Genomic DNA, 15,275 nt, shown 5'->3' on the forward strand with positions numbered 1-15,275 from the left:
TTTGTAACTGATTGCAGGAGGACGAAGATCTTCGCAAGCAAGCTGGTGCTGCCTGTTGGTCAGACGTAAACCAGGTTGATCGATGCCACGCAATTATGCTAGCGAGAAATTTGCTGTCCTGCGAGGAGTTACGATACAATTATCCTATTCTGTTTAGGATAAACAAACAATTATTATATGAACAGACGCGTCTGATGACAACCTGCCATGTTTTTCACAAGGGAGAACAATATGCAGAAAATGAGCGTAATAAAAGGTGATATAACCAGACTGGACGTTGATGCAATCATCAACGCTGCGAACAATTCGCTGCTAGGCGGTGGTGGCGTGGATGGTGCAATCCACCGGGCTGCAGGCCCACTCCTCCTTGCTGAATGCAAAACCCTGAACGGATGCCCGACAGGAGAAGCTAAAATAACCAAGGGGTATCAGCTCCCGGCCAAGCATATTATCCATACAGTAGGACCGATCTGGTACGGCGGCGGACAGAAGGAACCGGAACTGCTTGCCTCCTGTTATCATAACTGTTTCGAACTGGCAGAGAAATATCAGCTTTCATCCCTGGCGTTCCCTGCCATCAGCTGCGGGGCATATGGCTTCCCTGTTGCAGAGGCCTGCAAAATTGCGGTTCGGGAAACGTCTAAAGCCCTGGCCGATACGGAAACACTTCGAAAAGTCATTTTCGCCTGTTTTAATGACGAGACCTATTGGGAGTACCAGAAACTTCTGGAAGTATAGCCTTATACTGGGTGGCTAGACAGTAAGCAGTTTCTCATCATTTTTGAGAAGTCTGGTGAGCGGCTCCCCCCAGTAGATGACTTCAATACCCATCTCTTCAAGCTGCCCGGCAACACCAAGCTGATCTGCGCATGCTTTACAGGCCGTGAGATGAACACCGGCCTCCTGCGCTTCCCTGATCTTCTCCTGTACTATCTCATTCTCACACACGAGCTGCGGCGTTGCTCCCCAGATGATAATCGTTACTTCACGCCACCAACCTTGAAGTAGGGAGTTAATCCCGTACATGAAAACCATTTTCTCGGCAGTAACGGGGTTATCGTTTACCCACAGGATGTATAAGTGATCTTTCATTAATTTCCCCCTTGTACATGAATCCTGAGCAGTGCACGCACCTCTTACAAGGTACACTCTACTGCTCAGTACATGTGAAAATTACTGATTTTCTTTAAATCGGATCAAATTCGAGAGCAGATCACATGCCGGTGTCGGCACATTCAACAAGCGCCCCTTGCTGCTCACATAACCGATCAGAGATTCAACCTCGGTAGGTTTATTATTCTCGATATCCTGCAGCATGGAGGAACGGTGGTTATATGTTGCCGGGATAAGCTCGGTATAAAAAAACTGTTTATACTCTTCGGCTTGTTGCCATGGTGTTCTACCCCCAACTGCCTTAATAACTTCAAACGTTTCCTCGATTACGGCGTCCATGATCTTACGGGTCTCTTCATTCTCCGCGAGAACACCATAATGTACACCGAGTATGGCCCCAAGGGGATTCAGGGTACAGTTGTAGAGCAACTTGGCGAATAACGACTGGTGAATATCTTCCACCACCTCTGATGGATGCCCTGCAGCAGTAATTATTTCAGCAAGCTTTCTGGCCGCGTCAGGTATCGACCCACGACGAATCCCGCCGATATGAAAACCGTCCGCTGAGACAGTTATATCAATAACGCCTGGAGCGATAATCTCAAAACCAGTCAACACCCGTGCCCCAAGACTTTTTTCCGGCCCGAATCCCGCTTCAAGTTTTTCCAGGTTACCACAACCGTTCTGCAGAGAAACCACGAAAGAAACTTCATTACCTAATGAAGCGATATCTCGCACTGCGGTTGGGGTATCATAGGACTTGGTCGTAATCAGGGCAAAATCATAGGAGCTTTGCAACTCGTTCACTCCGGAAAATAAGTGAATATTTTCCATGGGTGCAACGTACTCCCCAAAAATTCCGGACACCTTTAAACCGCTTTCCCGGATAGGATTGATGAATCTCTCTCTCAGCAAGAGGTCAACATTATGCCCAGCTGTTGCAAGCATACACCCTAATGCCTGCCCTAGTGCACCTGCGCCGTATATCAAAAAGTTCATATCATGTGCCCCTTCCTTTGGGCCAGATTACTTGTATTATTGTTGGTTCCACTAAATATGCCAAACTGAGCCTCTTAATATATTTATTCAATCCTTTCAAGCGTTATGAGTTGTCACGATGACTGCCATGAGTAATACCCAATGAATCGCCGTTGCCAATTTTACCACATGCTTTATTTTTAAAATTTAGGTAGACTTATTAATAATCACCACATTATCCCCTAACAAGTTGAAACATAAAACAGTTCTCCAATATCAAACATGCGCCAGACTGCTTTCCTCCTCATTCTTCTCACATTATTTAGCGGCTGTAGTGTAGAGCAACCAGAACAAGATAGTAAGAAAGATAGCCCCGCTCAATCACAAGCCGCTGCACCAGGCAAACCTGCACCTACCGCGGTTCCGTCGGTAGCAAGTACGGAGTCAATAGCTCAGCAAGTAGAAAAAACATTGCCATTTTTGCAAAACATCCAATCAACTCAACAAGGCGAACGCATCCCCTTTCACTCCCCCACAGGGGAAACATATGAATTTAAGGTTATCAATCACTCTTCCAGCAGCAAAGGAAATACCAACCTGACGGCTATTATCGAAGGGTGCGATACCTGCTCCATGACCCTTGTTACTGGCAAATCCGGTTCATTCGGCAGAATTCAGACACCGGAAACAACGTATCAACTCACAGTCGAAAACGGACAGGCCAGATTGATAGACCTCTATGCACCGGGCAATGTTATTGTTCCAAAAATCAATGACACTGCGATCCCTCCGCGCCCCCAGCAAAGACCCGAAAGTCAGGCCGCAACAGACACCACCGCCGTACCAGAACCTCCTGCGGTCGGACTGGGTGAACAAATAACAAGCAGTACAACAATTGACCTGATGATACTCTACTCAGCCGGTATGGTTCAGGACTACCCTGGCGATCTCCTCCAGACCAGGCTCAACTACCTGGTCACTCTTACCAACGAGGCCTACCAGAGAAGTAATATTAATGCCGCAGTACGATTGGTGCATAGCCAGCAGGTTGCTTTTGCGGATTCACTTTCAAATGATGCAGCCCTTACAGCAATAACCAACGGTACTGCCCCGTTTGAAGATACAGCAACACTCAGGACCAATCATGGTGCAGACCTGGTAATGATATTACGATCGTACCAAAAAGATTCCCATGGAGGGTGTGGCCTCACCTGGGTTACAGGAAATAACGGTGACTTTACAGGTTACGCTGGTTACGGCTACTCTGCGGTGAGCGATGGGAGTGACGGCAACTATTATTGCACAGACCTTACCGCCACCCACGAACTTGGCCATAACCTCGGTACAACACATGATCGTGCCAACGCCGGATCGGCCAGCCCGGCCTACCCATACGCTTACGGTTATGGGATAAGTGGGAGTTTCGGAACCATCATGAGTTATATCAGCCCCGAAATAAACCGCTTCTCTAATCCGGAGCAGGTCGTCTGCGGCCCAACTGATGCTCAAATAGCCTGTGGTGTTGACGAAAACGCCAGCAATAGTGCCAACAATACTCTTTCTATTAACTACTCGGCACCAGCTGTAGCAGGTTTTGTGGCAACCCAACATTCGGCCGATGTGGATAATGATGGCACTATCGACCTAGAAGACACGGTAAAGGCCCTGCAAATCAGTGCCGGAATGCCTTCCGCGCAATCAACAAACATCTACGAAGACATTGACGGGGATGGAAGAATAGGGGTACAAGAAGCTATACACGCTCTGCAACAGCAGTAACCTCCATTTCTTATAATATAAACAGCAGGACGTAATGGCCGTCACACGTAGCACCACACTATTTATCACTTTCTTTCTGGTTCTTGGGCTCCAGGTCGCAACAGCAAGTGAGCTTGAACGAGCTCGTGATTACCTCCAATCTACCTCGATTGTTTTCTCTGATATCATAGAGAAATCTAAACCCGCAGTAGTTTATATTGAAGTCGAAAAAAGACAAAATCCTGGAAGCAGTTTCAATCAATAGCTCTCAAAAAAACCTCATCATACAACTCCCTATACCCCTCTACGCTCCCTTCATCCAGCCAGCGCTCATACGATTTTCGGTACCTCTCGGTCGGGCGTTGTTCGAGCAGGATGGAGTTGATCTCCTTGATCACGTTCGCCCCCCAGTCATTTTTCGAGCAGGCAACATAGCTGAGCCAGGCATCGTAGCTGGTCTGGTTCTCCTCGATGGTGAGCGTCATGATCTGATCACGGATGCCGAGGCGTTCCGCCTGATACATTGCCTCTTCCGGCAGGCCGATCAGAGCGTCCAGTCGATCGAATTTGAGCATCTCAAAAAAATTCAGGGAAAGTTCCGCACCTTCGTATTGGAAGATGTTCTTCTTGTTTCCATAGGTATCAAGGACATTGTCGACAGGCTTTCCGTACGATCTGTTCAATGATCTGCCAATAATCAGGTTCTTCTTCAAGAGGTCTTCAAGCTTGACCGTCTTTTTGCTCCCAAACTGCCGGTATTTATCCTTGTTAATTATGATCACTGCAGGCAGTGTAAAAAATGAGGGGATAGAATAATAAAGAAACTCCTCCCTCTCCGGGGTTTTGAAAAGCCCCACGTTACAGGCCCTCCTGCCGTCCTTAAATTCCTGGTAATGCCTCGTGATATTGGCGATGATCCGCTCGTGATCATATTGTGGCAGCTGTTCGGTAATAATATCCGTCACCACATCTTCATACCCCTGCCCTGCCAGTTCTCCTTCATGGATAAAAAAAGGAGGTGCCACAGCCTCCATCCAGGAGACAGTATCCTTGCCAAAAGAGATGGCAGGAACAAGTAAAGCAAGACAAACAGACAGCACACACAACAACATCATACGTTTTTTCATTCTCCTCTCCCAATAACTCCGCCCCTTAAATCAACATCAACAATCAGTGTACCCCATTTAATTCCTGGTAGACTGATTGCCCCAATTTAGCAATCGTATACGGTTTATGGACAAATCCGCCCGCGCCCATAGCCAGCACCTCCTTAACATCTTCGCTTTCGGAAAACCCACTTACTATCAACGCTTTCTGTCCGGGATGCATCCGAATAACCTGCTCGTATGTCTCGCGCCCGCTCATTCCCGGTTCCATCAGCATATCCAGTAACATCAGGTCGGCCCGCTCCTGACTCATAAACTCCACCGCCTCTTCACCGGAGTGAACAATCTCCACAGAATAATCAAGCGACGTCAATAACCGGGCAGCAATTTCACGTTGCTGCGGCTCATCATCGACAATAAGTATCCGCTCGCCCTTACCCTTAAACTCTTGCCAATCAACCTTTTCAGAAGATACCGACTGAGTATCCGGCAAGGCTTCAGGAAACAATAACTCAAACCTGGTCCCCTGCTTGTCGCTCTCCACCCGTACAACCCCTTTATGTTCGCTGACCGTATTCCAGACCACCGTCAAACCCAACCCGGTACCGCTTCTTCCCATCACTTTTTTGGTATAAAAAGGCTCAAAGATATGATCCAGATCGGCAGGATCAATACCCGGCCCGGTATCAGAGACAATAAGACAGACATATTTACCCGCCTCCAGGGAGTACATGGTGGCCTGCTCCGAAGTCAACTCCCTGATCGTTGTCTCGATCCCGACCTCCCCAATACCTTCGATAGCCTCAACCCCGTTGGTCACCAAATTCATCAAACACTTTCTGATATGGATAGAAGAACAGGACAAATGCAACGATGTTCTGTACAGGTCAAGCGACACTTTTACCCCACCATGCAATGACTTCAGTTGCCGGTATTCAGGGGATTCCAGGTATCCCGTAACCAGCTCGTTCATATCTTCTGTTTCACGGGCAGCCGCAGCGCCTCGGGCAACGGTCAACAAGTCAGAAACCACATCGGCAGCTGCCAGGCCCGATTTGCGGATAGTTTCTATCGCCGGCCGAAGCGGGCTGTTCTGATCAAGATCCAGCATGATAAGCTCGGGATAGGTCACGATACCGGACAGGATATTATTCAAATCGTGAGCAACACCTCCTGCCATCAGACCGATAGCTTTCATCCGCTGGGCTCTGCGAAGTTGCTCCTCCAGATCATGCCTCTCGCTGATATCTATACCCACACAACGAGCACCGTTAACAACATCATCCTGCATAATGGGAGCCGATCGTATCAAAAGCGGAAACTCCCTGCCATCTGCGCCACAGGCGTTAAACTCACTCAGCCCCGGGGAATCCCCCTGGATCATATTCTCAAAATACCTGGCCGCTGCCGCTTTTTGTTTATCAGCTATGAAATCAAGCCAACTTTCATGCCCACCGGCCTCCTCAGACATGCCCAGCCGGATATGCGCCATCTGGTTTGCATACGACACGTTTCCATGGCGATCCGTCTCCCAGACCATTTCAGGCAGGAGATTCACCAAATCCTGAAACCGTCGCTCACTTTCCAGCAGGTTCCTTGCACCCTCCTCGACCTGGATCTCCAATTGCCGCCTGTTCTGGAAGAGGCGAAAAACAAAATTCCCGGCCAATAGAACAAACAGAAAACCGACCACAGTATTAATCAGGGGATAAACAATACGGACATACTGCTCACCGTTGAGTTGACCGATAACCCTGCCGTTATACTTGATGTCGGTCTGCATTTGCCGGATAAAGATAAGGCGGAAGGTCAGGAAAAAGCTGTCAATTCCCTGGAGTTTTTCATTCTCAAGGTCGGCAAATATTCGTCCCTGCGGCTCAAGTACCTTGAGGGATTTATAGTAATCTTTTTGCAGGGCAAGGCGAAGGTAGGTGTCGGCACTCTGCTGATTGAACGCCCACACATCATCGGCAATAATAGCGGCATGACTTTCGAACTGTTCCCGGTCCCTGACCTTGCTCGTGGTCAAAAAATAGGCGGGTAGGAGGGCCAGAACCAAAAGGGCGATAAGGACACTGACGACTACTCTCATTTTCACCTTACATGAATTAAAGACGAATCAACAGCCGCTCCACGGTTCTGGCTTGAAACAGCTCCGTTTCATTACGATTTAGTAACAGCCCTCAAGAATAGTAGCTTTGGCAATTATTATCAACGACCATGTAGTACTTCTGACAAAAAAATGACCCTGAATTGACTGGGCCCTCATCATTTGATCAGGACTACTCGGGAGAAGGGTGCCGGTGTGGGGTCAGGCTTAAGCCTGACCCCGGTCTGGACCAGGTCCAGATCCTGGAGGTGTAATAAAATTGACAGAGTTCCATAATATACATTATCATCAGGAGTCTGAGATACGGTATTATTCGCAATTGATTCGACCACAGCCCCCCGGATATCCATGGAGAAAGAAAAACCCACCTCAGTCACAACCGATTCCCGAACGCTCGATGAGTTCATGAAATCATTGCAGCGGCTGTTCAAGATTGCAATATACTATCCAGCGGGTCATACTATCCTGGATCAGGCAACAAGCCGGTTCATGGAATTATTGACCGTTATCGCCGGTGACGATCTCAATGTCACTATTGAAATTATCGACAATGAACTGGTGATGGAAGGTATCAAATTTGACCCACGCCTCCCGTTTGTTGATGAATTCAAGACCATGCTGACAACCCTCGATATCGCCTCACTCACCATCGACAGGGAAATATCTGTTTCCGAGGTTCATGCCTTTGTCCGGAAAATCCTTTTCTATAAAGCACGATCCGCCAGTGCCAAACAGTTTGTTCAAATAGAAGTTTCCGAGCTCCCACACTCCACCAAAGTTGTACAGAAGGAATACTTGGTCCGCAATACCGGCCTCGATTCTGCCAAGACCTCAGACGACCCCAACGACAACCTCAACACCTTCATAGAATCACTTAACAAATACGGTCTCAATTCAGAACAGATTGCCAATTGCCGGGCACTGCTCGAATCACTGCCGCAAAAACTCCCAGACGGTAGTGTCGAGCTCAGCGACCTGCCCCACGCATCCTGGGATGACGTTGCCCTGTTGCTGGCACGCTCGGTTAAAGATCGTGAAGGGGTAATAGGCGAGGGTAAACGAAAACTCTCAACCCATGCAAATATCAATGCACTGGCGGCAATTCTCAAAAAGCTGGAGTCCTCAACAAATGACAAGAAGTCCCGTCAAACCATCAACCTCCTGATCTCTATCATCAAAAATCCCCAGGAGAAAAAAGAAAATAGATCAGAATACGTCAGCCAGGCTCCCAGCCGGGTTTTCTCCGAGACTCCAGAGCTAACCGTTGAAGAACTCCAGCAATACAGTGATAATCACGGTTATACCGACTCCATCCTGAACACTATTCCGGAAGCTCCAAGCTCCAACGAAACCCTGTCTATCCTGATGCAGCTCGCCGCCTACGACCAGCCCATGCAGACCCAGATCCGTATGCAGCAGCTGTTCAGGGAGTTGCTGACAGGTGGCAGCATCGGTGATAAGACCTGGGAGATTCTCAGCAACGGCTTAAAAAATATCGTTGAAGGCGGCAGCACCCCAAAAATACAAACCATCATCAACCAATTGCTCGACCCCTTGCGCAAAACCAGGGGCAGCACCCTTCATCTCTTCTTCCAGACTGTCAGGCAATGCCATCCGGATGAACGCAGGACGCTCTGGCCCTATGTGGTGAATGAACTCCTGGTGACAGGTTCCAGGGACAACACCCAGACGTATCACAAACTCTGCCAGTTCGCTGCAAGTCTCCCCTTAGAGACCATGCAGAAATACCTCCCGCAACTACAAAACCTTGAATCCTTCCAGGACCGGAATATTGCCGGGGATATATTTTACGCAGTCACCCCTCCCTGTTACCCGCTTTTTGGTTTTCTTTTAAAGACAGACCTCAAATTGTACATCGGGGAAAGGGTCATAAGCGGTATCAAGAAAAACTCCAAAGACCAGATAGTTCGTGCGATGGTTCCCCTGCTGGACATGGTGAATGAAGAACACGTCCTGTTTCTTCATGCCTACCTGTATCAGCACTTGAAAAAAGACGGTGAACAGACCATACGAACCATTGTCAGCCAGCTTATCACTACGTCTCTCACACTTCTCCCCCAGGAAAGAAGAGATGAAGCCTGGATTCCCACCACAATAGAGGCGCTTGGTACGGCAATTTCAGCCGAATCCCGGACACTGCTCGAAAAAATTTCCAGCGGCAAAAAACTCCTGTTCATACCCGAGTGGCCCACTCCATGCCGCAAGGCTGCGGAACAGGCTCTCAAGGGATCCGGGAGGCGCTAACCATGTATGAAAAACTCAACGACCTGCTGATTAATCTCTGCCGAGCCATTTCAACCCGCAAACTCTATTTTGAGGGACACCCGAAAGTCCAGTCACTAGCCAGCGAATTCATGAGCCAGATGCGGGATTTTTGCGAAATAGCCAATATGGATAAACTGTTTATTGGCGTAAATGAAGGCAATATTGTATTTGAAGGCAAAAATCTTGTCGGCCCCAGCATAGTCGGAAAACAGCTTGTCCTTTTTACAGAAAAACTACGCTGTGGAGGTTTTTCCATTTCAAGAGAGACGACTGAACAGGAGTTCGGTCTTTTCCTCGACCTCACCACTGAGCTGCAAAAGCCGCTGGAATCAATACTAAAAGCACGTGAGCTGCTGGTAGAACGAAACATCACCACCATCGAAATCGCTCAGCAGTATATTGCGCCTTCAGGCCCCATGATAAAAGATGAGCAGGCCGTCTGGCAGGGGCAGGATTCTGCCAGCTTCTTCCAGTCGCCCACCCTCATCTATCAGGCGTTGTTCGATACCGTGGCCCAGGCCCATGGGGAGGTCGCCGAAGGGGGCGACATTGATATCGACAATACCCGCTCGGTTTCTGAATACATGCTGCATTTCACCCGGACTCATTTTTCCGACCTCATGCAGCACGTACATTATCCCGATTACGACAGCTACACTGTCGGCCACTCTGTACGAGTAGCGGCCTTGGCGGTCTTTTTTGCCAACTCCCACGGCTGGAACGAGGAACTCCTGCTCTCCATCGCCACAGCCGGACTGTTGCACGATATCGGTAAAAGCATGATTCCCGACGAGATACTTTTTAAACCGGGGAAATTAAATGTCGAAGAATTTTCAGAAATGACCGCCCACGCCCAGCTCGGGGCTGAAATCCTGCTTGGTCACCAAAACACCACCCCGCTCGATATCGCCGCAGCCTGGGGTCACCATATCCGTCATGACGGAAAAGGCTATCCGCAACAGCCGCCCTGGGCGACGCGCCACCCACTCACCTCACTGCTGCAGATCTGCGATACCTTTGAGGCCCTGACAGCCGCTCGTCCCTATAAACCTTCGGTTACCCCGTACCTGGCGTTTTGCATCATGCTGAAAGACAAGAACTGTTTCCATCCAAACCTGCTGGCATCGTTTATAAGTACCGTCGGGATTTTCCCTCCCGGCAATAACGTACTGCTCTCAGATGGCAGGAAAGGAGTGGTCATAGCCACAGGTCATAGAATCGGCAGGCCTCGAATCAAAATCACCCAAGACCAAGGTGGCGAAAGCATTCCCATAGGTGATCAATACCTGGTTGACCTCAGCGCCCCATATGCGGCGGACCTGAATGTACAGGAACTGCTTCTCAACACCAACAAGGGGCTGGTGGCTGGTTGATAATCAGTCCATCCTCTACTTCGACTTTCGGACCACCATTTCACAGGCTTCACAGTTGAAGTCCAGAATATATACGCCTGTATTATCGGTAAGGGTGAAAGGTTCTGCCAGCTCCCCTTCTGCCTCGCCTGATTTTTTACACCTACCAAGCTGTGCCCGGATGCAATACCTCGTTCGCATCAGCGCCCCATCCTTACCTTCTCGGCAACTCTCCTCAGAGAGATCAAACTCTGTCACACCATGTCGACGATAGAACGCTTGTGCCTTTGCATTGGTAATATTATCGAGAAAGGTAACCCGGTCAGAAATCCAGTTGACACCATTTGGTACCAAAGCAGACTCCTGTCGGCAATAACCCGCCATCCTCACCTCTGTATGACTAAGAAGTGCTTCCCTGCGCAGCCCGTTTATTGCCGCTGCCGCGACATGAACAGTTTCATCAATCTGCACATCCACATTTGTAATATCGTAAACAGTTCCACCGCTCTTCCTGAACTGTTTTTCAAAACGTGTGGCCAGGCCTCCCGGTCGTTTGGCCACAGCCTTCTCAATATCGACCACAGTTTCCGAAATGCAGCCATCTTCATCAACCACCCGGACCTGGTACCCCTTAACAGTATCCCTTATCTGTAATGAAAGTGAAATAGACCTGCAGAGGTCGCTCTGCTGCAAAAGCTTACTGAAGAGAACATCAAGATTCCGGAATATGGTTGTGCCCACTGCAGGAGATCGCTTTGCCCGATGATGAACAACATTTTGCTCTACCCTGTTTGCCAGCAGACCGACCATCTCGTCCCGGTCATCGAAATAGCAGAGACCATCCCCATTATGAAGAGCAGTATCCGTTTTCAGGGTAAAAGACGTGTCAGAGCGACTCACGACAGTCCCTATCTTCTCACCCAGCGATTTCGGGCTGTCAACAGAACCAATCCGGGGTCTCTTACCGGTCAGGAAATAATTGCATGCTCCCCGGTTAAACGACCTTGATGGATCCGGGGTAAAAGAATAGTGACACCTGCCGGATGAAGATCGTGCAAGACCAGGCTTCTCGTCAAGTATCTTGTCCAGAGCCTGGCGGTAATAAGCCGTAACATTCTTTACGTACCCGCTCTCCTTCAACCGTCCCTCAATCTTAAACGAACTGATACCAGCCTCAACAAGATCCCCTAGATGTTTCGACAGGTTGAGATCCTTTATCGATAGCAGGTATTTATCGGCGACAATAACCTCACCGTCCCCGTCCCGCAGGGTATACCTGTGCCTGCAGAACTGGGCACACTCACCCCTGTTGCCACTGCGACCGCTCACCCGCTCGCTGATATAACATTGCCCACTATACGAGACACAAAGTGCGCCGTGGACAAAACACTCAAGAGGCAACGTCGTCTTCTGTCGAATCCGTCTTACTTGCGTAAGACTTAGCTCCCGTGCCAGGACCACTTGCTGAAACCCGACATCTTCAAGAAACCGCACCTTTTCAGCAGTCCGGTTATTCGTTTGGGTGGATGCATGGAGCGGAATCGGCGGCAGGTCACACTCAAGCAGCCCCATATCCTGGATAATCAGGGCATCACTACCGATATCGTAAAGCTGCCAGGCGAGCTTGACAGCAGATTCAAGCTCGGAATCCGTAAACAGCGTATTGAGAGCGATATACACCCGGGCCCTGAAAAGGTGCGCATGGCGGATAAGCTTTTCAATATCCTGCAGACTGTTACCCGCGGCGGCCCTGGCACCAAAACGGGGAGCACCAATATAAACGGCATCAGCACCATGGTTGATGGCTGCCATGCCGCATTCGAGGTCTTTTGCCGGAGACAGCAGTTCAAGAGGATGGCTTTTAGGGTCAGAACTCAGGTCTGACCCTATCTTGGGAGAAGTAGAGCTTTTCAAAATTTCTCAGAAACCCATATCTTCATTGATAAGAATCACCTTAATCCTTCCCTTCGGGAACGATTTTTCCGTAATCGTCCAGCTATTGCAGATACGACCAGGGCTTTTACAATCCTCACAGTGCCCTGTCTTTACACAAGGCGTCTTGCAGTCAAGCCGCATGGCATTAACAGGTGCCGCATAATCTTTAATGCGGAACATGGCAGCGTCAAGATCCTCGACAATCTTGTTGCGACCAACCAGAATGATAACCTGCTTCGGCCCGAAGGTGATCGCTCCCACCCTGTTACCGATCATGTCCAGATTCACCAGCCAGCCGTCTTCTGTCACCGCATTGGTTCCGGTGATATACAGGTCCACCAGCAGCCCCTGCCGCCGTCTCTCAAGCTTTTCCTCGTTTGAGATATCCCTCTCATCGGGACGCAGTAGATCAATCCCATCAACCTGTTGCAGGGATTCGAGTAAACCGGTCTCCTTCATGGTGGTTGAACCACCGTAGGAGACACTTTTAGCGCCACTCTGGGGAATCAACTTTTCGAGAACAAGCGTCGCCGCCTCTGTCCTGTCCTCTACAAAGTAAACCTCAAAATTGTTTTTCTCCAGATTCTCTTTCACTTCTTCACAACGCAGTTTGCCAAAATAGGCCATCGGTTCTTTCACATTATTCTCCTTTTATGAAGTCGCTTCTTTGAAAAGACCTTCTTAAAAAGTCATTATCCGGTACCCGTCCTGTACATAACTTTCAAGGGAGGGGTGCCCCTGCATGTCATCACCCATCTTCAACCCCTGTCGTACCGCCTCATCATAACTCCCCATCTTGACGGAACAGGCCTTACAGATACACCCGATCAACCCCTTTTCCCGGATCTTTGCATATAACGGGGCAAAGGGTGTCTCCGACTTTACCAGCTCTCCGATCAATTTGGTTGCTGCACCTTCAATGACAATTGAAACCTCATATCCCTTTTCCGCAAAATCCTGAGCATAAAGCATCACATGGGAAAAACACATCAACTCACCGGTATAAGCAACAAGTGCTATTTTCTTCATCATTATCTCCTCATGAGGTCAAATAATATCTGGAAGTAAACAATACACATGCATTGTTCATGATGGAAAGAAGAAAAGCAATGACACAGATGTCCAATTTTACAAAAACAAAAAGGGGAAAAGATTTTCACTCTTCCCCTGCACCCTATACGGGATCAATAACGGGGTCAGGCTTCGAAAACGGGGTCAGGCTTAAGCCTGACCCCACCCACCGACCCACCTGCAAATTGAACTGTATTTCAGGAGGGAATATTCTCAAGCACCATCGCCATACCCTGGCCGCCGCCAATACAGAGCGAGGCAAGACCAAGGTCTATATTGTCACGTTTCATCCGTTGCATAAGGGTCACCAGGATTCTGGTTCCGGTGCAACCGATCGGATGACCGAGAGATATACCACTACCAAGCGTATTCGTTTTCTCAATATCGCAACCAAGTTCACGCATACACGCTGCGGCCTGTACGGCAAAGGCCTCGTTTAATTCGATAGCGCCAAAATCAGAAATAGTCATGTCGTGTTTTGCCAGGATCTTACGTACCGCAGGAATCGGGCCAAGACCCATATATGCAGGATCAAGACCGGCGGTTGAATACGCCTTGATTTTTGCCAACGGTTTCAGCCCCAACTGTGCGGCCTTCTCCGCCGACATTACGAGCAGCGAAGCTGCTGCATCGTTTAGACCTGAGGCGTTTCCGGCGGTGACAGAACCATCTTTCTTGAAAGCAGGTCGCAGCTTACTCATCTTCTCAGCGCTGGTGTCCATGGGCCGCTCATCAATCGTATACACCAGCGGATCACCTTTACGCTGGGGGATCGTTACCGGCACAATCTCGTTTGTGAACAAACCCTCCTCAATTGCTGCCCGTGCCCGCTGATGACTAAGGGCGCCTATCTCATCCTGCTCCTGGCGGCTGATTCCATATTTCTCTGCAATATTTTCGGCGGTCATACCCATATGGTAGCCGTAAAAAATCTCAAACAGACCGTCATACACCATCAGGTCTGTCATCTGACCGTCACCCATCCGCTGTCCCCAACGTGAAGTTGCCAGCCCATATGGAACACGGCTCATCGATTCCATACCGCCCGCCATGATCACCTCAGCATCACCACAACGAATAGCCTGAGCCGCGTGAACTACGGACTCCATACCGGACGCACACAGTTTGTTGATAGTCGTGGCACTGGTTTCCTTTGGGATTCCTGCCCGGATCATGGCCTGCCGGGCCACATTCTGGCCCTGACCGGCAGCCAGAACATTACCCATGTAGACCTGGTCAATCTCAATGGGCGTCAACGAGCCGTCGTAATCGTCGTATTGCAGCTCCAACTCGGTGGTTCCCTCATTCTTTATAGGGTCTGCACCAAAATTGATACACTCTTTGCTTGTCACCGGGCGAAGCCCTGCATCTTTCAGGGTCTGTTTCATCACCACGGCACCCAGATCAACCACCGGCGTATCTTTTAAGGTACCGCCATAGGCGCCTATTGCGGTTCGTTTACCACCGACTATTACAACATCCTGCATATCAGCTTCCTCCATTCGTTGAAGACACTCTCATGTGAAACTACAAGATTTTAACGATTATCCCGGATTTCTTGTCGGG

General features: G+C 49.2%; 13 protein-coding genes. 5 read left to right on the forward strand and 8 right to left on the reverse strand.

The features are described 5' to 3' along the window. The first annotated feature begins 231 nt into the window (after positions 1 to 231). Positions 232 to 738: an O-acetyl-ADP-ribose deacetylase gene (locus GA520_RS22790; RefSeq protein WP_163335725.1), complete on the forward strand. Its 507-nt coding sequence runs from the start codon at positions 232 to 234 to the stop codon at positions 736 to 738. A 15-nt stretch (positions 739 to 753) separates the two neighbouring features. Here GA520_RS22790 and GA520_RS22795 read toward each other — a convergent pair whose 3' ends face one another. Both GA520_RS22795 and GA520_RS22800 read right to left on the reverse strand, forming a co-directional pair. Next, entirely contained in the window at positions 754 to 1,092 is a 339-nt protein-coding gene (locus GA520_RS22795) for a DsrE family protein (protein WP_163335726.1), read from the reverse strand. An 81-nt stretch (positions 1,093 to 1,173) separates the two neighbouring features. Then, on the reverse strand, positions 1,174 to 2,112 hold the full coding sequence (locus tag GA520_RS22800; protein ID WP_163335727.1) for a ketopantoate reductase family protein: 939 nt from the start codon (positions 2,110 to 2,112) through the stop codon (positions 1,174 to 1,176). A 261-nt stretch (positions 2,113 to 2,373) separates the two neighbouring features. Between GA520_RS22800 and GA520_RS22805 the strand changes: the two genes are divergently transcribed. After that, on the forward strand, positions 2,374 to 3,870 hold the full coding sequence (locus GA520_RS22805; RefSeq protein WP_163335728.1) for a reprolysin-like metallopeptidase: 1,497 nt from the start codon (positions 2,374 to 2,376) through the stop codon (positions 3,868 to 3,870). Positions 3,871 to 3,904: 34 nt separating this feature from the next. Then, positions 3,905 to 4,114, forward strand: coding sequence for a hypothetical protein (locus tag GA520_RS22810; RefSeq protein WP_163335729.1), 210 nt, complete (start codon positions 3,905 to 3,907; stop codon positions 4,112 to 4,114). On the opposite strand, the gene GA520_RS22815 is transcribed toward GA520_RS22810, so the two are convergent. Then, entirely contained in the window at positions 4,104 to 4,976 is an 873-nt protein-coding gene (locus tag GA520_RS22815; protein ID WP_163335730.1) for a TIGR02285 family protein, read from the reverse strand. The genes GA520_RS22810 and GA520_RS22815 overlap by 11 nt on opposite strands. A 43-nt stretch (positions 4,977 to 5,019) precedes the next feature. After that, a complete protein-coding gene (locus GA520_RS22820) occupies positions 5,020 to 7,047 on the reverse strand; it encodes a response regulator (protein WP_163335731.1) in 2,028 nt (675 codons plus the stop codon). Between the two features lie 366 nt (positions 7,048 to 7,413). Between GA520_RS22820 and GA520_RS22825 the strand changes: the two genes are divergently transcribed. Then, entirely contained in the window at positions 7,414 to 9,330 is a 1,917-nt protein-coding gene (locus tag GA520_RS22825) for a hypothetical protein (RefSeq protein ID WP_163335732.1), read from the forward strand. Between the two features lie 2 nt (positions 9,331 to 9,332). Then, the gene (locus GA520_RS22830; protein WP_163335733.1) at positions 9,333 to 10,724 is read left to right on the forward strand and encodes an HD-GYP domain-containing protein; all 1,392 of its coding nucleotides are present in this window, start codon (positions 9,333 to 9,335) and stop codon (positions 10,722 to 10,724) included. Between the two features lie 15 nt (positions 10,725 to 10,739). Here GA520_RS22830 and GA520_RS22835 read toward each other — a convergent pair whose 3' ends face one another. From GA520_RS22835 to GA520_RS22850, 4 genes are all read right to left on the reverse strand, one after another. Next, on the reverse strand, positions 10,740 to 12,515 hold the full coding sequence (locus tag GA520_RS22835; protein ID WP_370362815.1) for a U32 family peptidase: 1,776 nt from the start codon (positions 12,513 to 12,515) through the stop codon (positions 10,740 to 10,742). Between the two features lie 108 nt (positions 12,516 to 12,623). After that, positions 12,624 to 13,277, reverse strand: a complete 654-nt coding sequence (locus GA520_RS22840) for a lactate utilization protein (protein ID WP_205749176.1) — start codon at positions 13,275 to 13,277, stop codon at positions 12,624 to 12,626. Positions 13,278 to 13,319: 42 nt separating this feature from the next. Next, positions 13,320 to 13,670: a DsrE family protein gene (locus GA520_RS22845; protein ID WP_163335735.1), complete on the reverse strand. Its 351-nt coding sequence runs from the start codon at positions 13,668 to 13,670 to the stop codon at positions 13,320 to 13,322. 236 nt (positions 13,671 to 13,906) lie between these two features. After that, positions 13,907 to 15,196 (reverse strand): acetyl-CoA C-acetyltransferase, encoded by a 1,290-nt coding sequence (locus tag GA520_RS22850; RefSeq protein ID WP_163335736.1) that lies wholly within the window; start codon positions 15,194 to 15,196, stop codon positions 13,907 to 13,909. Between the last annotated feature and the right edge of the window lie 79 nt (positions 15,197 to 15,275).

This window comes from Desulfopila sp. IMCC35008 (assembly GCF_010646885.2).
GTDB lineage: Bacteria > Desulfobacterota > Desulfobulbia > Desulfobulbales > Desulfocapsaceae > Desulfopila.

Bases quoted from the DNA above. Each gene is read 5' to 3' on its own strand.
- GA520_RS22815 (WP_163335730.1), bottom strand. From the start codon at position 4,976: ATGAAAAAACGTATGATGTTGTTGTGTGTGCTGTCTGTTTGTCTTGCT.
- GA520_RS22850 (WP_163335736.1), bottom strand. From the start codon at position 15,196: ATGCAGGATGTTGTAATAGTCGGTGGTAAACGAACCGCAATAGGCGCC.
- GA520_RS22845 (WP_163335735.1), bottom strand. From the start codon at position 13,670: ATGATGAAGAAAATAGCACTTGTTGCTTATACCGGTGAGTTGATGTGT.
- GA520_RS22835 (WP_370362815.1), bottom strand. From the start codon at position 12,515: ATGGCAGCCATCAACCATGGTGCTGATGCCGTTTATATTGGTGCTCCC.
- GA520_RS22830 (WP_163335733.1), top strand. From the start codon at position 9,333: ATGTATGAAAAACTCAACGACCTGCTGATTAATCTCTGCCGAGCCATT.
- GA520_RS22820 (WP_163335731.1), bottom strand. From the start codon at position 7,047: ATGAGAGTAGTCGTCAGTGTCCTTATCGCCCTTTTGGTTCTGGCCCTC.
- GA520_RS22810 (WP_163335729.1), top strand. From the start codon at position 3,905: ATGGCCGTCACACGTAGCACCACACTATTTATCACTTTCTTTCTGGTT.
- GA520_RS22800 (WP_163335727.1), bottom strand. From the start codon at position 2,112: ATGAACTTTTTGATATACGGCGCAGGTGCACTAGGGCAGGCATTAGGG.
- GA520_RS22805 (WP_163335728.1), top strand. From the start codon at position 2,374: ATGCGCCAGACTGCTTTCCTCCTCATTCTTCTCACATTATTTAGCGGC.
- GA520_RS22790 (WP_163335725.1), top strand. From the start codon at position 232: ATGCAGAAAATGAGCGTAATAAAAGGTGATATAACCAGACTGGACGTT.
- GA520_RS22825 (WP_163335732.1), top strand. From the start codon at position 7,414: ATGGAGAAAGAAAAACCCACCTCAGTCACAACCGATTCCCGAACGCTC.
- GA520_RS22795 (WP_163335726.1), bottom strand. From the start codon at position 1,092: ATGAAAGATCACTTATACATCCTGTGGGTAAACGATAACCCCGTTACT.